General features: G+C 70.8%; 16 protein-coding genes. 4 read left to right on the top strand and 12 right to left on the bottom strand.

Features of this window, described 5'->3' with window-relative positions; translation table 11 throughout:
• Window positions 1-269: 269 nt before the first annotated feature.
• Window positions 270-851: an NUDIX domain-containing protein gene (locus ACIA8G_RS28350; protein WP_396421715.1), complete on the bottom strand. Its 582-nt coding sequence runs from the start codon at window positions 849-851 to the stop codon at window positions 270-272.
• Between the two features lie 122 nt (window positions 852-973).
• Here ACIA8G_RS28350 and ACIA8G_RS28345 point away from each other — a divergent pair, with 122 nt between their 5' ends.
• Entirely contained in the window at window positions 974-2,077 is a 1,104-nt protein-coding gene (locus ACIA8G_RS28345; protein ID WP_396421714.1) for a helix-turn-helix domain-containing protein, read from the top strand.
• A 50-nt stretch (window positions 2,078-2,127) separates the two neighbouring features.
• Here the strand turns inward: ACIA8G_RS28345 and ACIA8G_RS28340 are convergent, their stop codons facing one another.
• A complete protein-coding gene (locus tag ACIA8G_RS28340) occupies window positions 2,128-3,021 on the bottom strand; it encodes a ParB/RepB/Spo0J family partition protein (protein WP_396421713.1) in 894 nt (297 codons plus the stop codon).
• A gap of 79 nt (window positions 3,022-3,100) precedes the next feature.
• Complete coding sequence (locus tag ACIA8G_RS28335) at window positions 3,101-3,493, bottom strand: CoA-binding protein (RefSeq protein WP_396421712.1); 393 nt, start codon at window positions 3,491-3,493, stop codon at window positions 3,101-3,103.
• A gap of 119 nt (window positions 3,494-3,612) precedes the next feature.
• On the opposite strand from ACIA8G_RS28335, the gene ACIA8G_RS28330 reads away from it, so the two are divergent.
• Window positions 3,613-4,038 carry a YciI family protein gene (locus ACIA8G_RS28330; RefSeq protein WP_396421711.1) on the top strand — a complete coding sequence of 142 codons (426 nt, stop codon included), beginning with the start codon at window positions 3,613-3,615 and terminating at the stop codon, window positions 4,036-4,038.
• On the opposite strand, the gene ACIA8G_RS28325 is transcribed toward ACIA8G_RS28330, so the two are convergent.
• Together ACIA8G_RS28325 and ACIA8G_RS28320 are read right to left on the bottom strand one after the other, a co-directional pair.
• The gene (locus tag ACIA8G_RS28325; protein ID WP_396421710.1) at window positions 4,032-4,796 is read right to left on the bottom strand and encodes a PucR family transcriptional regulator; all 765 of its coding nucleotides are present in this window, start codon (window positions 4,794-4,796) and stop codon (window positions 4,032-4,034) included. The two genes, ACIA8G_RS28330 and ACIA8G_RS28325, sit on opposite strands and share 7 nt — an antisense overlap.
• 115 nt (window positions 4,797-4,911) lie before the next feature.
• Window positions 4,912-5,847, bottom strand: coding sequence for a PucR family transcriptional regulator (locus tag ACIA8G_RS28320; protein ID WP_396421709.1), 936 nt, complete (start codon window positions 5,845-5,847; stop codon window positions 4,912-4,914).
• Between the two features lie 140 nt (window positions 5,848-5,987).
• Here ACIA8G_RS28320 and ACIA8G_RS28315 point away from each other — a divergent pair, with 140 nt between their 5' ends.
• Both ACIA8G_RS28315 and ACIA8G_RS28310 read left to right on the top strand, forming a co-directional pair.
• Entirely contained in the window at window positions 5,988-6,701 is a 714-nt protein-coding gene (locus ACIA8G_RS28315; protein ID WP_396421707.1) for a Crp/Fnr family transcriptional regulator, read from the top strand.
• Between the two features lie 25 nt (window positions 6,702-6,726).
• A complete protein-coding gene (locus tag ACIA8G_RS28310) occupies window positions 6,727-7,149 on the top strand; it encodes a DUF6069 family protein (RefSeq protein ID WP_396421706.1) in 423 nt (140 codons plus the stop codon).
• A 51-nt stretch (window positions 7,150-7,200) separates the two neighbouring features.
• Here ACIA8G_RS28310 and ACIA8G_RS28305 read toward each other — a convergent pair whose 3' ends face one another.
• The 7 genes from ACIA8G_RS28305 to ACIA8G_RS28275 form a co-directional block, all read right to left on the bottom strand.
• Entirely contained in the window at window positions 7,201-8,202 is a 1,002-nt protein-coding gene (locus ACIA8G_RS28305) for a beta-ketoacyl-ACP synthase III (protein ID WP_396421705.1), read from the bottom strand.
• A 13-nt stretch (window positions 8,203-8,215) separates the two neighbouring features.
• The gene (locus tag ACIA8G_RS28300; RefSeq protein WP_396421704.1) at window positions 8,216-9,910 is read right to left on the bottom strand and encodes an aldehyde dehydrogenase family protein; all 1,695 of its coding nucleotides are present in this window, start codon (window positions 9,908-9,910) and stop codon (window positions 8,216-8,218) included.
• 13 nt (window positions 9,911-9,923) lie between these two features.
• The gene (locus ACIA8G_RS28295; RefSeq protein WP_396421703.1) at window positions 9,924-10,607 is read right to left on the bottom strand and encodes a PAS domain-containing protein; all 684 of its coding nucleotides are present in this window, start codon (window positions 10,605-10,607) and stop codon (window positions 9,924-9,926) included.
• Between the two features lie 382 nt (window positions 10,608-10,989).
• Entirely contained in the window at window positions 10,990-13,680 is a 2,691-nt protein-coding gene (locus tag ACIA8G_RS28290; RefSeq protein ID WP_396421702.1) for an ATP-binding protein, read from the bottom strand.
• The gene (locus ACIA8G_RS28285) at window positions 13,680-16,289 is read right to left on the bottom strand and encodes a LuxR C-terminal-related transcriptional regulator (RefSeq protein ID WP_396421701.1); all 2,610 of its coding nucleotides are present in this window, start codon (window positions 16,287-16,289) and stop codon (window positions 13,680-13,682) included. Before ACIA8G_RS28285 ends, ACIA8G_RS28290 begins: the two co-directional genes overlap by 1 nt.
• A 150-nt stretch (window positions 16,290-16,439) precedes the next feature.
• Entirely contained in the window at window positions 16,440-16,889 is a 450-nt protein-coding gene (locus ACIA8G_RS28280) for a hypothetical protein (RefSeq protein WP_396421700.1), read from the bottom strand.
• Between the two features lie 73 nt (window positions 16,890-16,962).
• A complete protein-coding gene (locus ACIA8G_RS28275; RefSeq protein WP_396421699.1) occupies window positions 16,963-18,663 on the bottom strand; it encodes a 3-hydroxyacyl-CoA dehydrogenase family protein in 1,701 nt (566 codons plus the stop codon).
• Between the last annotated feature and the right edge of the window lie 12 nt (window positions 18,664-18,675).

The raw sequence follows: 18,675 nt of genomic DNA, 5'->3' as shown, positions 1-18,675 counted from the left end.
CTCCCTCTGATGACCAGGGAGAACCGCAGTCCGAGAAGTCAGATCACCGAAATGGTGAAGAAACTGCCGACCACAAAGCCCAGGAAAAGGCAGATGGCGGCGACCTTCACGACGGTGGCGAGTGAGCAGATCATTCTCATCGAGAAATTCACCTTCTCATTCTGACTGACTATCGGGCTGAAGTTCTCGCCGATGCACCAAGAGTGGCGCCGAGCCAATCGAATGAGAACGGGTTTCCTGTTTCACACAAATTCAGGAAACCCTCGGGGCTATTTCTGGACCGTACGGCGCAACGCCATCACGAGCAATGCGTGCGAACTGCCGGCGTGCGGCAGCATGCCCTGCCGGACGAGGTCGAGCGCGCGGCAGAACGGCAGGGTCCGCACGCGCAGGTCGGCCTCACCGGGGCCGAGGTCCTGCTCGCCCTGGGTGAGACCGGTGGCCAGGAAGATGTGGTCGACGTGGTTGCTCAGGCTGTCCGCGCCGTGGATCTGGCCGAGCCGCTCCCACCGCTCGGCCCGCAGGCCGGTCTCCTCGGCGAGTTCACGCCGCGCCGCGGCCTCGGGATCGGCGTCCGCGTCGTCGACGGCCCCACCAGGCAACCGCCACTGCGTGCCGCGATGGGTGTAGATCCACTGTCTGGTCAGCACGACCTGATCGTCTTCCTGCAGCGCCAGGACCGTGACCGAACCCGGTGCCACCACGTGGGTGTACGTGCCGTGGCCACCATCCGGCCGGACGACGTCGTCGGCCCGCACCTCGAACCACGGGGAACGGTGCACCAACCTGGTCGCCAAGCGCTGCCAGACCATCACCACACCAGCCGGCTCGTTCGAGTACGTCGTTGCCATGACTCACATGGAACCATCGCGAGCCTCTTCAGTTAGCCCCAGTTGATCGTCAATCTCCGGCCAATTCGTGGACATTCCGCATCCGCGTGTTTGAAGCCGTAGACACTGCCGGGGAGGGGGTGATGCTGTTGTCGCCCACGTTCGCACAGGAGGTACGTCGCCTGCGCAACGAGCGCGGGCTCTCGCTCAGCCAGATGACCGCGCTCGTCCCGTACAGCAAGGGGCACCTCAGCAAGATCGAGAACGGCCAGACCCGTCCGTCGCCCGAAATGGCCCGCGTCTTCGACAACGCCCTGCAGGCGCAGGGCCGTCTCAAGGCGCTGGCCGACGCCCCGGTCCGCCCGATCCCCAGCGACGACAAGGTTCTGCTCACCTACGACCTCATGTTCGACCAGCACCGCAGCCTCGGCCACCGCTCCAGCCCCGACGTGGTGCTGGCCGGGTTGCGTCCCCAGGTGGACATCATCAGCACGATGGCCCGCTCCGCCGACGATCCCGGGCTGAGCCGCGGCCTGTGGCTGCTGGCCGCCAAGTACGCCGAGTACGCGGGCTGGATGGAACAGGAACGGGGCGACGACGCCTCCGCCGCCGAGCTGACCAGGCGCGCCGTCCAGTACGCGGCCAAGGGCGGCGACCCGGAACTCGAGGCCTACGCCCTGGTCCGCTCCGCGGAGTTCGCGCTGTACCGGGGCGATGCCCGCGCCACCGTCGGTTTCGCCCGCCGTGCAGCCAAGTCCCGTTCCACCGCCGTGAAAGCCGTGGCCGCCCAACGCGAAGCCCAGGGTTATGCCCTGGCCGGCGCCGCCACCCGATGTCAGGCGGCGCTCGACCGAGCCGCCGAGTTACAGCGAGCCGTGAGCGAATCCCCTTACGGCACAAAAAGTGTTGTCGACCAGGTCGCGATCGCCACGGCCTGGTCGTTCCACGACCTGGGCCGTCACGCCGAGGCCGCCGCGATCCTGGACGCCCAGCTCCCCCTGATCGCCCCTGCCGCCCTGCGCGCCCGCACCCGCTTCGGCCTGCGCCGGGCCCTCGCCCACGCCGAGGCGGGCGAGGTGGACCACGCGTGCGAGCTGGTCGCCACGCTGCTGGACGACATCCGGCAGGTGCAGTCGGCGACCGTCCACATCGACCTGACCGCGTTCAGCCGGTTGCTGTCCCGCCTGCGCCCGGCGTCGGGACGCGAGGTGGCGGGCGAGATCAGCGACATCCTGTTCGCCGGTTAGACCGGCGGTGCTGGCCTGCGGCGCGCCCGCCCCGCTCCACCGCCACGCCACTAAACAGCCGCGCGCCCGTCCCGCTCCAGCGCATCAGCCATCTCGGCCCAAGCCTCGGCACACCCACGAGCCAGATCCGCCACCAGCTCCCGGCAGTGCGGCGGCACCCCACCGGCGACCGTCGCCCACTCCCCCGGCGACACCGCGTGGATCTCGAGCCACCGCAACAACAACCGCCCGTGCTCGCTGAACCGCAGCGAGGGATCCCGCCGCAGCACCGGCAGGGCGGCGTCCGGCGACCGGACCTCGGCCCGCACCACCGGTTCCTCGGCGCAGGCCTGCTCGGCGACCCGCATGCGCTCTGGCACCGGGTCCTGCCCCAGGCTGAGGCGCAGCCGGACATCTCGCACGGTCCCCGGCGAGACCCCGGCCGCCCGCGCGATGTCGCGCAACGAGGCGTCCGGCCGGGCCTCGAGCATCTTCCCGGCGCGCCGCCGGCCCGCCGCGGAGTTGACCGGCCGCACCTTCCCGTCCCGCCCGACGCGGTTGGCCGCGCGGCCGCCCACGGCTCGCCGCAGGACCCCGACGGACTTGGCGGCGAGCCCGGCGGCGGCCGCGATCGCCCGGTCCGACCACTGCGGATGCGACCGCAGCAACCGCCGGGCCGCCGCCTCGCGGTCGCCGGTGGACAGGGTCGAGAGGTTCAACGAGACAGCGAGGACGAACAGGTCCTCGGCCGGCCCGTCGACGAACTCCACCTCGACGGAACGCCGGCCGCGCAGCACGGCCGCCCGCAGCCGGTGGGCACCGTCCACGACCTTCATGGTCGGGCGGTGCACCACGATCGGCGGAAGCTGGGCATCGGAAGACGCCAGCGCGTGCACGAACTCTTCGCTACAGCCGCCCACCCGCGGTGAGTCCGCGGGCCGCAGCACAGTGATGTCGACGAACATGCGTGACCAAGCCCCCCACGGCTCAGTGTGTGTCAGAGACCCCCAGTCCCATGACTACCTGCGCAGAGTAGCTACCGAGTCAACGGGAACGCCACTCGATCGCCGGACAGACGTCCATCACCATGTGCAGGCCGGCGTCCTTGGCCCGCCGGTACGCGGCGTCGTCCACCACGCCGAGCTGGAACCAGACGGCCTTGGCGCCGATCGCCACGGCCTCGTCCGCGAACTGTCCCGCGTCCTCGGAGCGGCGGAACACGTCGACGACGTCGACCGCGAACGGGATGTCCGCCAGCGACGCGTAGCCCTGCTCGCCGTGCACGGTCTCGGCCGACGGGTGCACCGGCACGATCTTCTTGCCCCGTTGCTGGAGGAACCTGGCCACGCCGTGGGCCCCGCGCGACGGGTTGTCCGAGAGGCCGACGATGGCCCAGACCTGGCAGTTCTCGAGAATCCACTCAACGTCGTCGCGCATGCCCACCAGCCTAATAGTGTGACCCCAGTCACAATTGAGGGTTGCCGGTCGAAAGGCGGCCAGCCCCGATCGACGCCTGGGTAGAAACGCACCAGACGTACCGGACAGAGGAGATCGAGATGCGGTTCATGGTCATCGTCAAGGCGAACCCGGAGACCGAGAACGGCCAGATGCCGACCGCCGAAGAGCTCACCGACATGGGCAACTTCAACGAGGAGCTCGTGAAGGCCGGCGTGATGCTGGCGGGCGACGGCCTGTACCCGAGTGCGCAGGGCGCGCGGGTCCGGTTCGACGACAAGGGCGCCACGACCGTGATCGACGGCCCGTTCACCGAGGCCAAGGAGCTGATCGCCGGCTACTGGATCTGGGAGCTGCCCGCGCTCGCGGACGCCGTCGAGTGGCTGAAGAAGGCGCCGTTCCAGGGCGGCGAGGTGGAGATCCGGCAGATCCACGGCCCCGAGGCGTTCGAGGGCGTGCTGACGGACGAGCACAAGGCCCAGGAAGACCGGCTGCGCGAGCAGATCACCCAGCAGACCTCTCAGTAAGTGGCCGGGAGCGGCACTTCTAGGGCGGAGTGAGCGGTCAGCGCGACGCTCAACGTGAGCAACGCACGCGGTGAGGTCGGACGGCAGCCCGTCAGCCGTTCGACCAACCGCAGGCGGTGGTCCAGCGTGCTGCGGTGGATGTCCAACCGCCGTGCCGCCGCCGCACGATTGCCGTCCTCGGAGATGAACGCACGCAACGCGTCCAGCAACGGCTGTTGCGCCACGACCGGCTCGATCATCCGCGTCAGCCGTTCGGCCACGTGCGGCTGACGCAGCACCGCGAAGTCCGCCAGCACGTTGCGCAGCTCGTAGACGCCGGGCGCACGCCCGGAGGCGATGCGCAGCACGTCCTCGGTCGTCGCACGGGCCGACGGGAGGTCACGCCGAGACGCCCACGCAACGCCCATCCACACGTCGGCGCCGAGCCGGTCGTGCAGATCGCGGGCGAGCGCCACCTGCTGATCGTGTGCGCACGGCAGCAGCACATAGCCGCCACGGGTGCCATCGAGAACCAGCGCGTCGGCGTTGTCCCGCACCACGTCGAGCACCTCGGCCGCACCGTCCTCGGTGGACGCGCAGAACGCGATCACCGCGTACGCCAGCGCAAGACCGTCGAACGAACCGTTGTCGCGACCGGAAAGCAGCGTTCTGGCGAGCTGACGACGGGTGGCGACGTCCTCCACGGGCGGAAGGTCGTACGGGCTGAGGATGTCGCGCAGAACGTCGTTGAGCAGCCGGCTGTCCAGAACGGTGGTCACGCGTCGCCTCCCTGAGGGCCCTGCGGTGTCTCACCAGAACGTTAGGCAACTGTCGACAGTTGGCACAGCGGGCTTGAGCACCCCTTGACGTTCGCCCGCCGCGTTCGGAAACGGTTCAGCCGAGGGCGTTCGCGCGGCTCATGGCGATCGCCGTGCCGAGAACCGCGAGGTCACGCGGGTTGACCGGGCACAGTCCGGTCAGCTCCTCGATCTGCCACAACCGGTAGTCGATGGTGCTGCGGTGGATGAACAGCTTCTTGACAGCTACGGCCCGGTTGCCATCCGCCTCAAGCAAGGCGAGCACCGTTTCGACGAGGACCGGGTTCGCGAGCAGCGGCGCGGCGACCTTGCCCAGCTCTTCGCGGACCTCCGGGGTGTCCATGACAGCACTCTCGAACAGCATGTCGTCGATCCGGTACACGCCCGGCGGCCTGCCGAGGGTGGCGACGAGCGCGTCGATCTCGTCGACCTCCTTGCGCGCCAGCGGGATCCGGGCGGCCGGTCGTTCCGCGACGCAGAGCCACACCTCCCCGCCCAGCTCGTCGCAGACGTCCTGGCTCAACGGCAGCGCCGCCGCCTCGGCCATCGGCAGCAGCAGGTGACCCGAGGTCGCGACCAGCACGGGGCCGCGGCGGCGGAAAGCGCTTACTGCCCGTTCCGGCAAGGCTCCGCGCACCGAGACGACGGTGTAGAACGGGCTCACCGCGGCGTCGGTGGCACTGCCGCCGAGCAACGCGTCCGCCAGCGCGCCGTCGCCTGTCCCGGTTCCGGTCGAGAACGCGGCCATCGTCTCGACTGCCAGCGCGGTACCGGCGGCGGCCAGCGCACGGGCGTCACCGCCGTCGTCCAGCATGGCCTCGGTCAGCAGCCGGTCGGTGGACCGCAGGGCGACAACGAGGTGCTCGAGAGGGATTTTCGCTGTTGCCAGGCGGGTACCGACGCGGCGCGCGGTCGTCACGGCCGCGTCCTCCCACCCGTCGGCGTCGGCGGCGGCCGCGCGGTAGACGGCGAGGAACTCCTCGTGCAGCAGGCGACCGACGTCGAAAAGCACAGGACCTCCCTCTCTTTCATGCCCCTGAAGGAAATCAGCACTGCCGATGGGGGAAACACCAGCATCCTCCAGCACTACGCCAGTGTTGCCGCCCCTAACGTCGAGTGCACGTCCGGTCGCGCTACGAACAGGAGACGGAAGTGGCACCTCAGCTGCTCGCACCCCCGCGGCCGGCGCCGGTCCTCCCACCCGCGCTCGAGGCCTGGCGCCAGTTCGCCCGCGCGCTCGAGCCCGTCGAGTTCGGCCGGGGCGACGTGATGCTGCGCCTCGGCGCGCGGACCGACGAGCTGTACGTGATGCGTCAGGGCAAAGCCAAGACGTGCTGCACCTCGTCGGACGGCCGCGAGCTGGTGCTGGACTTCCACTGCGCGGGCGACGTGCTGGTCGAGCCGACGCTGTTCGACGCGGCTCCGTCGGTGTCGACGACGGTCGCGATCACCGACGTGCAGGCGGGCCGGATCGCGCGCGCGGACCTGAAGAAGTGGCTCGCGCTGTGCCCGGAGGTCACCGATCGGCTGCTCGGCTGCATCGCGCGCCGGCAGCGCGAGTCGCACCAGATGCGGATGGACATGGTGCAGATGGACGCCTCGGCCCGGCTCGCGAAGGCGTTGCTGCGCCTGGCAGGCCGCTTCGGCAGCGACCGGCGCGGCGCGCTGCTGATGATCGAGGACCTCACCCAGGAGGAGCTCGGCCAGTACATCGGGTCGCGCCGCGACACCGTGAACAAGACGCTCTCGGACTTCGCCCAGCGCGGCTGGATCTCGATCGAGCGCAAGAGCATCTTCCTCACCGACCCGGCGCAGCTCAGCCGCCGGGTACGCGTGGGCACGCCGGTCGTGCCCGCGCAACGCTAGTCGCAGCGATCCTGGGAGTTCCCGCATGTCCGCAGAAAACCGGCCCAGCACGGGTAAGACCGTGCTGGGCGTCCTCGCCGCGATCATCGTGGCGTCGCTCGGCAACGCCGCCGTCTCCTACCTGGCACAAGCGCTCGGTGCCGATCCGATCGCGCACGAAGGTCTGCAGCCCAAGGGTTATGTCGTGCTGACCGCGCTCGGCGTCATCGTCGCCGCCTTCGCGTGGGCGTCGATTCGCAAGCGCGCCAAGGATCCCGCCCGCACCCTGGGCAGGCTCGTGCCGATCGTCGTGGCCGTGTCGTTCCTCGCCGACGTCCCGGTCTTCTTCCTGCCGGGCACCACGGTCGTCGGCGTGGTCGCGCTGATGGTCATGCACGTCGTCGTGGCCGTCGTGGCGGTGCCGGTCTTCCACCGCGTGCTGCCCGTCCGCACACCCGTTGCCGCATAAGAACTTCCACCCAAGAACGGCCGGGAGGTCCACTCCCGGCCGTTCTGCCGTTCACTCGGAGAGGGTGAGATCCGGCCAGGTCAGGGTGGTGGCGCCCCAGGTCAGGCCGCCGCCGAACGCCGTGAGCAGAACCTTCTGGCCCGCTTGCAACTCACCCGACCGCACCCCGTGCGCGAGGGCGAGCGGGATCGACGCGGCGGAGGTGTTGCCGACGTCGGTGATGTTGGAGATGAACTTGTCCCGCGGCACGGCCAGCTCCGCGGACACGGCGTCCAGGATCCGCGTGTTGGCCTGGTGCGCGATGACCTTGTCCACATCGGACGGGATCCAGCCGCTGCGCTTGATGGCGTTGCGGGAGGCGGCGGACATGCGGGCGACCGCGTTGGTGAACACCTCGCGGCCCTCCATCTGGAAGAACTTGTCGCCGTGCGGCACGATGTCGCGCGACGACCGCTGCCGCGACCCGCCGGCGGGCACGGTGATGAGGTCGGACAGGTCACCGTCGGAGCCGAGGTCGAACGGCCCGAGCGCGCCCGGCTCGTCCGGCGTTCCGGCCCGCAGCACCACGGCACCCGCGCCGTCGCCGAAGATCACCGACGTGGTGCGGTCCTGAGGGTTGAGGATCGTGGAGTAGGCGTCACCGCCGATCAGGATCAGGCTGTCCACGATCCCGGACGTGATCAGCCCGGCCCCGACGCCCAGCCCGTACACGAAACCCGTGCACACGGCCGCGATGTCGAACGCCGGAACGTCCACGAGCCCCAGCCGCGACGCGATCTCCGGCGCCGTCGCGGGACAGGGCCGGTCAGGCGTCGTGGTCGCGAGGATCACCCCGCCCGCGCCCGGCACACCGGCCGACCGCAGGGCCCGCCTCGCCGCCTCGACGGAGAGGTCCGAGGTCGCCATGCCGGGTTCGACCACATGTCTTGTGGCGACCCCGATCCGCGTCCGGATCCACTCGTCCGTCGTGTCCAGCTTGGCGGTCAGCTCATCGTTGGTGACCACTCGCGGCGGGAGCCATGACCCGAGTCCCGCGACCACCGCTGCGCGCATTCTGCGACCTTTCTCACCGGTTGACGGCCAGACCTTCCGCCAGCACGGCCGGCAGGAAGTGGCTGGGAAACCCTTGGAACACCACGGGACGCTGGAACCGTTCGACGGCCCGCACGCCGACGGAGGTGTGGAACGGGGAGGTGGTCGCCGGCCAGGGACCGCCGTGGTGCATGGCGGGCGTCGGCGCGATGTCGTTGGGCCACTGGTTCCACACGATGCGACCGGCCCGGCCGGTCAGCTCGCCGATCAGCTCGGGCAGGACGTCGTCGTCCTCGCCGTGCACGGTCGCGGTGAGCTGCCCCGGCAACGCGGCGGCGAGCTCCAGCAACTCATTGCTGTCGCGGTAGGTCACGACAACGGCGACCGGCCCGAAGCACTCGGACAACGCCTCGTCGTGGCCCGCCAGCACATCGGCGGCGGTGGTGCGCAACAACGTCGGCGCGTGCCCACCCGCTCCGGACCCGCCCTCGACGAGCACGTCCAGGAAAGCGGTCAACGCCTCCACGCCGGTCTCGTAGCGCTTGGCCACGAGCTTGTTGAACAACGGCTCCGCCCGCAACGCGCGCACCTCGGCGGCGACGTCGTCGGCGAAAGCCTCTGGTACCACCAGAAGTCCGGGTTTGGTGCAGAGTTGCCCGCTCTGCTGGGCCAGTGCCCCGGCGAACCCGCGCGCGATCTCCCGCCCGCGCCGGCGGGCGGCCTGAGGAGTCACGAACACCGGATTCACACTGCCGAAGCCGCCGTAGAACGGGATCGGCTCCGGCCGGGTGGCGGCGAGGTGGTGCAGCTCGCGGCCGACACGGGAGGACCCGATGAACGCGACCGCCTTGATCCGCGGGTCGAGCACGAGCCGGCGGGCGCGGCGCTGACCGTGCACGAGCGCGAACACGCCTTTGGGCAGCACTTCCTCGACGATCTCGGCGGTGCGGTCGGCGAGGTCCGGGTAGCTGTGGCTCGCCTTCACGACGACCGGGCAGCCCGCGGCGAGCGCGGACGCGGTGTCGCTGCCGGCCACTGAGAACGCGAACGGGTACGACGTCGAGCCGAACACGGCGACCGGTCCGAGCGGGATCAGCATGCGGCGCAGATCCGGCCGCGGACCGGCCGCGTCGTTGGACGGGTCACCGTGGTCGATCACGACCCCGTTGACCGCGCCGGAACGCAGGTACTCGGCGAACGAGCGCAGCTGGAAGGTGGTGCGACCCACCTCCGCGCGCAGCCGGTCGCCGGGCAGGCGGCACTCCCACTCGGCCAGCGCCACCAGCTCACCGGTCTCCCGGTCGAGCGCGGCGGCGACGGCGTCCAGTGCCGCCGCGCGGTCGTCCGGGCTGGTCGCGCCCCAGTCGCGGGCGGCGTGGGCCGCCCGGTCCAGGACCGCGTCGTCGACAGTGGCCGAGCGGTCGTCCAGGCCGGTCGCGCGTTCACGCGGGCCGCGGGCGCCCGGCACTCGGGCCGCCAGGGTGTCCACTGTGGCCGCACGATCTCCCGGCCCACCACCCGCCACTCGGGCCGCGACTGTGTCCGCACGTTCTCCCGACCCGCGAACACCCGCCACTCGAGCCGCCACCGCGTCCTCCGCGGCCGCACGTTCTCCCGACCCGCGGGCACCCAGCGCTCGGGCCGCCACCGCGTCCACCGCGGCCGCACGTTGTCCCGACCCGCGGGCACCACCCGCCGCTCGACCAGCGCCCGATCCCTCGTCGTCCATGACGGCGCGTCTCTTACTTGACGTAGTCCGGGGAGACCCGGGGCGGCCAGCTGGCGACGCTCAGCACGCCGAGGCTGTAGGCCCGGGACACGAGCGCGGCCCGGTTGGGCGCCTTGAGCTTCTTGAGCATCGTGCCGACGTGGTACTCGACGCCCTGCCGCGACAGGAACAGCCGCGAGGCCAGCCGCACGGTCGACTCACCGGTGGCGATGCCCTCGAGGATGCGGGCGTCGAGCTCGGTCAGGATCCGGTTGCGGTCGACGACGACGGCGTTGGGCTGCTCGCCCTTCTCCGGGTTCACGACGACGACGAACTGCACCAGGTCGCCGTGCGCGTCGTGGACGGCGATACCCGTGATGTCGCCGGTGAAGACGGCGTGGCGCGGGCCGATGCCGGCCAGGTGCTCGACGAAGCGCTGGCGGCGGCCCTCGACGAGCCGGTCGAACTGCTTGCGCATGGGGCCGTGCACACCGGGGTGCAGCAGCTCGTAGAAGCTGCGGCCGAGCAACGACTCGCGGGAGTGCCCGAACTGGGTCACGAAGTCGTCGTTGGCCTCGACGACGCGCAGCTGGAGGTCGAGCCGGGCGAGACAGAGACCCGACCGCTCGAGCAGTGAGCGGAACACGTCGGCGTCCGGAACGGCGACGGCGTCGTTGAAGCGGTCGTGTGTGAGAGAACCAGCGGCAACAGTGTTCATCGGAGAGTATCCCTCTCGATCTCGTCGAACTCGGCGTTTCCGCGACTGCAGCAGAAGAGAAACTTGAGCGGGTCATCAAGCGATCTAGGTTTATTTCCCGAATCTGACCTTGACACGATGAATCGTAGGAAGATCTGCCGAACCCGGTCAACGAGGTGTGAGGGGTGGCCCCTAATGTTGTGGTAGGGGTGGTCGGGTGGTTCGGGGAGACGTCCGCGTATTTCGGTAGGACGTTTCGGCTGCGTCTCACCTGACGGCGCGCTGGCGCCGTGAGCTGCGAGTTCTCCTGAAGAGCCGATCAAGACGCCACCGCGGGGTAACTGGCTGGTGGGTCAACTGTGCGGGAAGTACGCACAAGAAATTCGTAGATGTGTCGCCGGTGTTACGCGGAGGGCGGGTACGCCCTGGGCAGTGCGGCGGGCAGTTCCGTGCGGCGGCGGATGCCGAGCTTGCGGAACGAGTTGGTGAGGTGTTTTTCGACTGCGCGCGAGGTCACGGACAGCTCGTCCGCTATTTCGGCGTTGGTGAGTCCGCGGACGACGAGTCCGGCCACCTTGAACTCGGTTCTGGTCAATGCCACGACCATGCCCGGCGAATTACCGTCGAGTTCCTTCGCGATTCTCTGGGCAAGTCTTTCCGCGCCGCTGTGCACCGCGAGCCGGTGTGCCTCGTCGAGGTGCCGTTGCGCGTGCGGGTGGCCATCGGCGCGTTGGCGGGCACCGAGCTGAAGCAGTGCCTTGGCCCGTTCGAACGGGTTGGCGTGCAGAACCTGCACGGCCTCGTCCAGCATCGCGAGGCCCTTGCGGCCGGGCGTGTAGCGGCCGAGCACGTACAGCGCCCGCCCGATGCCGATCGGCGCGCCCCACTCGACCGCGCGATCCCACGCCTGCGCGGCGGCCTCCCGTGCGGCGGGCAGGTTGCCGAGCTGGGCGTGCAGTCGTGCGGTGGCCACGCCCCACGGCAGCAGCACGGGGTTGCGCCACCCCGCGGCGTCGAACACGCGGCCGCAGTCGAGGAGCCGGTCGAGCGCCTGTTCGTGCTCCCCCGCGAGCGCGTCCCCCGCCGCCGCGAGCATCCGGTACACCGCGTCGGCGGCCGCTGGTTCGTCGCGCTCGCGCCGTGAGGACAGGATCTTGGCGATCAACGCGGGATCGCGGAGCTCCGTCGCGACGGCGGTGAGGCCGATCGCGGCGGTCGTCGTGTCACCCCGCCAATCGAGCACCGCGAGGTCGAGGGCGTGTTCGGCCGCCCGGTGTGCCTCGCCGGGTTTGCCCAGGTGCATGAGCACGAACGACTGCTGCGCGCGGATCAGTGCCTGTTCGGCGGTGTTCGTCGCCTGCGCGAGGGCCTGGTCGAGCCACGGCACGGCCAGGTGGGCGGCGTCCGCGGCGGCGAGCGCCTTGATGAGCAACGGGATCGCGGTGTGGATGTGCCTGGGGTGCGGCGGTTCCTGGTTCAGGACAGTGCTCGCGATGTCCGCGACCTCGTGCGCGGGCAGCCGGGCGGTGATCATGGCCGCGTCGAGCAGGATCATCCGCAGTTCCCGCTCGCCGGGTGTGGTGCCGTCGATCTCCTTGAGCCGCTGCACGGAGTCGGCGAGCAGCGCGGGATCGGAATGCCACAGGTACCGTTGCCGCGCCTCCAGCCGGTACGCGAGTTCCTTGTCGTGGCCGAGGTCGGCGGCGACCTTGTCGATGAGGTCGCGCACGGGCCGTGGTGCCTGGCTGAGCGCGGTCGGCGCGATCCGCACCAGTGCGGCCGCGCGTTCCACGACGTCGCGGAACAACGGCACCGCGTAGGAGATGTGCCGGACGGACGCGCCGGGGTCGAAGAACCGTTCGGCGGTCGCGAGGTCGACGAGCAGCCGCGCGCGTTGTTCGGAGTCGTCCGGCACGTCGCGCAGCGCCCGGCGCAGGTAGCGGGCGGCGAATTCGGGCGCGCCGCGGCGCAGGGCCGTCGCGGCGGCCTGACGGAGCGTGTCGATCGCCCACCGGCCCTGCACGGTGGTGATCGTGAGCAGCCGCGCGGCGACCTGTTCGGCGGGCCTGCCGTTGTCGTGCAACAGCTTCACGGCTTTCGCCTGCCACTGCTCGCGTTCGCCGACCGGCATCGACTCCTCGATCGCGTCCCGGACGGCGGGCCGGCAGGTCGGGAGCCCCGCCTGGTCGAGGGTGTAACGCGCCGCGCCGGCCTGCGGTTCGGTGAGCCCGGCGAGCGGCCCGGCGAGTTCGTCGTCGTCGCCGAGCGTGGCGACGGCTTTGGCGTAGTTCCTGGCGTGCAGGGGAAGTCCGGCGAGCCCGCGCACGAGTCGTTCCTTCAGGCGTTCCGGCCGCAGTTCGCGGACGTGCGGCGCCTGGGCGGCGGTGGGGCTGGTGACGTGGCTCAGCACCGCGCACAGGAACAACGGGTTGCCGCCGGTGGCGGCGTGGCAGGCGGCGACGAACTCGTCGTCGGGCTGCTGGCCGGTGCGGCGTTCCACCAGTTCCGCGACGGCGCCCGGCGATAGCGGTCCAGGGCGGATCTCGTTGCGCCCGAACGTGTCCAGCCACGGGCCGCGCTCACCGTCCCTGGTCGTGGCGACCAGGAGGATCGGCTGGCCGGCCGGCGTGCCGGCGAGCCACTGCAGGGACGGGTGGTCGGCCCACTGCAGGTCGTCGATCAGCAGCACCGTCGGGCGGTCGGCACCGATGGTCGCGGTGAGCGCGGTGAGTCCGCTGACCGCGGCTTCCTGCACGGCGAACGCGGCGTCGGCTGGTGCGTCGTCCTCGAACACCTGCCGGGCGAGGCCGGCCGGGCCGGTGAGCCACCGTTGCGCGGTCTCGCGGCCCGCCCGCGACAGCGCGGGGTCGAGCAGCTGGCGGGCGACGCCGAACGCGAAGTCCTGTTCCAGCGCGGAACAGTGGGCCGTGAGCACGCGGAGGCCGGTGGCACGCGCATGAATCGCTTCGAGCAGCGCGGACTTGCCGCAGCCCAGTGGTCCGGTGATGACGATCTGGTCGCCGTGGCCGTCGCGCACGCGCTCCAGTGCGCGGGTGAGCTGCTGTAGTTCGCTGGTGCGTTCGAGCAGGTTCATCACGGGCCCAAGACGTCCGCGAGTTCTGCCCGGCTGGAGACGCCGAGCTTGCGGTACGCCCGCGTCAGGTGCACCTCGACGGTCCGCAGCGTCACGAACAGATCCTCGGCGATCGCACGGTTGGTCACCCCGGCCGCGGCCAGCTCGGCCACCTTGCGTTCGCTGGCGGTCAGCACCGCCAGACCGTCCACAATGGCCGATGAGGGCATCCGGCCGCCGGCACCGAGCAGCATGGTGCGCGCAGAGTCGGCCAGCGCCCTGCTTCCGGCCCGCAACGCCAGCCCGACTGCAGTGCGCAGGTGGGTGCGCGCCTGGCGGGCCTCCCCCGCGCCAGTGCACCGCTGGCCCAGCAGCAGCTCGGTCCGTGCCTGCTGGATGAGCGAGGGCACCGCCGCGAACCCGGCGGAGGCGGCCCGCGCCATGTCCAGCGCCCCAAGCCCGGTCGTGGTGTAAGCCCGTGCCAGCAACGAGAACGCGGCCGCTTCGCGCGTCGGCCAGGCTTTGGCCAGCCGGTCCACCTCCCGCGCCGCGGCGGTGGCGTCACGTCCGGCCAGCGTCAGCACCTGGACGATGTCGACCCACGTCGGCAACGCGCCGGGATCGCTCAGCCCGACCGCCGTCATCGCGGACGCACACGCCGCCATCCGGTCCGCGGCCGCCGCGATCTCGTCCCGCACGTAAGCCAGCCACCCGGACGCGCGGAGGTACTCGCGGTGCGTCGGCGTCAGGTGCCGGATGTCGTCCTCGTTCACCTCGGCGAGCAGCCGTGCCGCGAGCGGGGTGTTGCCGGTCTGCAACGACAGCCAGGACAACAGGATGAGCGCGCGCGGCTGCTGCCAGCCGCCCTCGCGCACCGCACGGACCGCCGCGGACGCGTCCTGGCTGGCGCGCTGGAGATCGCCCAGGGACATGTGCACCAACGCCCGTTGCACCAGCGATCGGCAGTGGGCGAGCGAGTCTCCGTTGTGCGAGAAGGCATCCACGGCCCGATCGAGCACGGCGAGCGCTTGCTCGGTGTGCCCGGCCACGCGCAGCACGGTCGCGGCGGACAGCATCGACCAGTCGGTCAGCGCCTCCGAGTCCACGAGCGCGGCCCGCGCGTAGCCGACGGCGGTGTCCATCGAGCCGCCGCCGCGCATGGTCGCCTCCGCGACGACGCCGAGCAGACATCGTTGTGCCGTAGTGTCCCCAGCCGGTGGTGGCGTGGCTTTCGCGGCCGCGCGCGGCGCCACGTGGGCGTCGTCGAGGTCGATCGACAGCTGCACCGCGTCGAGCAGCGTCGTCAGGTCCTGCGCGAGTCCGGGATCCCTGGCCAGCTTCAGGAAGGTGCGGGTGCGGCCGGTCAGCGCGTGCTTGACGGCGAGCGCGGCCCGCAGGTCCGGGTCGGTGGTGCGGTGGAACGCGGCGGCGAGGTGCTCGCACGCCTGTGCCGGGTCGTGCCGGGACAGCTCGGTCGCGAGGTTCACCCGCAGTTCGACGTCGTCGGGGTGCAGTTCGACGAGGCGCCGCAGGTAGCGGGCGGCGTCCCTGGCCGGGCCGCGCACCGCGGCCTCGTGCAGCACCTGCGACATCCAGGGCGTGTCGACGGCGGGCAGGTGGACGAGCTGGTCGGCGACCTCGCGCACGTCGTGGCCGAACTCGTCGAGCACGACGGCCGCGCGATGCCGCAGGTGCGCGACCTCCTTCGGGTCGAGCACCTCGAGCACCCCGGCGCGGTACCACTCGCGCACGTGGTCGGGCAGGCCGTCGCCGAGCAGATGTTCGCGGCGCAGCACGGAGATCCCGGTCTCGGCGGTCCGGGCGGAGACGCCGGCGAGCGGTGCGACGAGCTCCTCGCTGTCGACGACCACGAGCGCGGTGGCGATCGCGCGCAGGTGCTCCGGTTGGTCGCGCAGCCGTCGTGCGGCGACGAGTTCCACCGACTCCTGCCGGAGGGCCTGGGCCTCGCGGATGTCGGCGAGCACGGTCGTGAGGTGGCGCGGGATGCCGCCGGAGAGCCGCAGGCACAGGCTGGTGAACACCGCGTCCGGCGGGAAGTGCAGCGTCGTGGAGATCATGTCGGCGACCTGCGGCGTGGTCAGCGGCTGCAGGTCCACGACGTGGGCGCGGTCCAGGTCGACGTCGAGCGGGCCGAAGTGGGACAGCACCAGGCTGACCGGCTCGTCCGCGAGGCGGCGCAGCACGAAGTCCGCCCACCGCACGGTCGCGTCGTCGCACGCGTCGAGATCGTCGAGCACCAGGCAGACCGGCGTCCGCCCGGTCAGCGTCAGCACGTCGCGCCACATGCCCAGGTACAGGCGGTAGAGGTCGCTCGCGGCGGCGGCGTTCAACTCCGGGACCACGACACCGGCCTGCGCCAGCAGCCGGCGGGCGACGGCGAGCGGGCGGCGTTCCCCGCGACCGGCCGCCGACAGCACGGTGGTGCCCGCGCGGGACTCGGTGGCGGCGGCACTGCGCAGCACGGCGGACTTGCCGGAGCCGCGGGCGCCGCGCACGAGCACGGCCCGCGCACCCGCACCGCGCCGGGCGGCGGTCGTGTGGTGCGCCACCGTGGTGAGCGCGCTCTCACGACCGAACAGCTCCGCGCCGGGGCCCGCCTGCACGTCCACCGCCTACCGCCTCGGGCTAGAAGAGTGACTTGCGCCGAGGATAAATGCCCCAGGTGGCCGAACCGCAAACTCTGCGAGGCCAGTGCCAAAGTCCGGCACGGTGTTTCCGCATTGTGCGGGGGTGAATCCGTCGGCGTTCCAGCTAGTGAACTAATACGCCACGACGCGGTTGGGCACAACCCGGTAGAGGCTCGGTTTCTCCGGCAGGAACGCCAGGCCGAACCGGGTGAGGAACTCCCCGAACTGCGCGTCGACGAAGCCGTCGTCGCCCGCGCCGTCCCACGTCTCGGCGGCCGCCCTGGCCACCTCGATCGCCGTGCCGTCGTAGACGACCAGGTCGGGGCGGTCGTCGGCGAAATATCCGCGGGCCAGCGAGATCGGTGCCTCGCTGTCGTCGAGGAAGCCCACCACCTCCCATCTGCCGTCGGTCGCGTCGCTCAGCGCGAGGCGCGCGGCGACCTCGGAGGAGGTGGCGTAGGTGACGCGGTAGCCGCGCCGCACCAGTTCCTCGATCACCGCGAGCGCGGGTAGTGCCTGCCCCTGCTTGGGATTGGCGAAGATCGCGACGTGCCGCCGTCCCGTGCCGACCTCCTCGGCCATCTGCGACGACCACCTCTCTGCGAACGACGAGCTGCCTGATGCCGTTCTACGGCATTCAATGCTCGGGAATCCCTCACTTTCCTTTGTTCCCGAGCCGGAATCCGCTTCCCGTTTTGGTCCCGAGGTGACCGGCGGCGACGAGCAGGCGCAGTTCCTCCGCGGGTGCCGGCTCGCCGGTCGGGGAAGCCGCGCTGAGCGTCTCCAGAATGGCGAGCGACACGTCCAGGCCAATGGTGTCCAGGAGCGTGAACGGGCCCATCGGGTGGTGGAACGCGGTGACGATCGCGGTGTCGATCTCCTCGACCGTCACGTCGGTGCGGGCGAGCATGCGAATGGCGTCGTTGAGGTACGGGAACAACACGTGGTTCACGATGAACCCGACCCGGTCCGTGCAGTCGACGGCGGTCTTGCGCAGCCACTTCACCAGCGCGTGCGCCGTCGCGTGCACGTCGTCCGCGGTGTGCTCGGTGCGGACGATCTCGACGAGCTTCATGACCGGCGCGGGGTTGAAGAAGTGCAGCCCGATCACGTCGGACGGGCGGCTGGTGACGTTCGCGCAGTCGGTGACGGAAAGGCTGGACGTGGTGGTGGCGATGATCGCGCCGGGCTTCAGCGCGGCGTCGATGCCCTGCAGGACACCGCGTTTGACGCTCATGTCCTCGGCGACGGCCTCGATGACGATGTCGGCGTCGCCGAGCGCCGCGGGGCTCGTGGCGACGGTGAGCCTGGCGAGGACGTCCTGCCGGTCCTGTTCGGACATCCTGCCTTTCTGCACGAGTCTCGTCAGCGACGAGCGGATCCGGTCCGCGGCCTCGGCGGCTTTCTCCTCGGTGCGGGCGATGAGTGTGGTCGGAACGCCTGCCACGATCAGGATTTCGGCGATGCCGCGGCCCATCAGCCCTGCGCCGACGACACCGGCTTTGCGGATCTCGCGCGGTTCGCCGTTGCCGGCCCGGTTGCGGGGCGGCGGGACGATCTCGCCGCGGTCGTCGTAGCGGTGGAAGCCACGGCCCGTCTTGCGGCCGAGGAGTCCTTCCCCGACCATGCGGTCCAGCAGCGGGCTCGGGATGTAGGAGTCGGAGCCGGTGATCTCGTGCAACCGCAGCAGTGCCGAGCGGACGGTGTCGAGGCCGATCAGGTCGAGCAGGTGCAGCGGCCCGAACTTGAGGCCACAGCCCAGTTTCATCGCGTTGTCGAGGTCCTCGACGGTCGCGTAGCCCTCGTCGGCGAGGTTCATCGTGCGGTTCACGCACGCGTAGAGAAGCGCCGTGGCGGCCTCGACCGGCCGGCCGCCGAGACTCACGATCTCGGTGCCGGCCAGCCGGATCGCCTGGCGGGCCAGGTGGACCGCCTCCGATGAGGCCATGGACGTGGTGATGAGGCTGGCGTGGTGGCCGTAGGGCGGCGGAATCGAGTAGCGCAGCCCGACGACCCGGTCCGGCGCACCGGAGGCGATGGCCAGCTTCGCCACCGAGAGCGTGGACGTGGTGGTGAGGAAGACCGTGCCCGGCGCGCACTGCTCGACGAGCAGTTGCAGCACGGTCTTCTTGTCGTGGAAGTCCTCCGGCAGCGCCTCGATGACGAGGTCGGCGCGTTTGAGGTCGATCAACTCCGTCGCGAGGCCGAGCTGGGGCCCGCCCAGCCGGTGGTGGACGCGGGACAGCACGTCGAGATCGCTGTCCACGCCGATCACCTCGGCCCCGTTGTTCAGCAGGACCTTGGTGAGGCCCTCACCGAGACCGCCGAGCCCCACCACACCGATCACCAGTGGCATGACGTCCCCTTG

The sequence above is a fragment of the Lentzea sp. NPDC051213 genome, assembly GCF_044455585.1.
Classification (GTDB): Bacteria; Actinomycetota; Actinomycetes; order Mycobacteriales; family Pseudonocardiaceae; genus Lentzea.
This window is presented reverse-complemented; position numbering and strand designations above follow the sequence as displayed.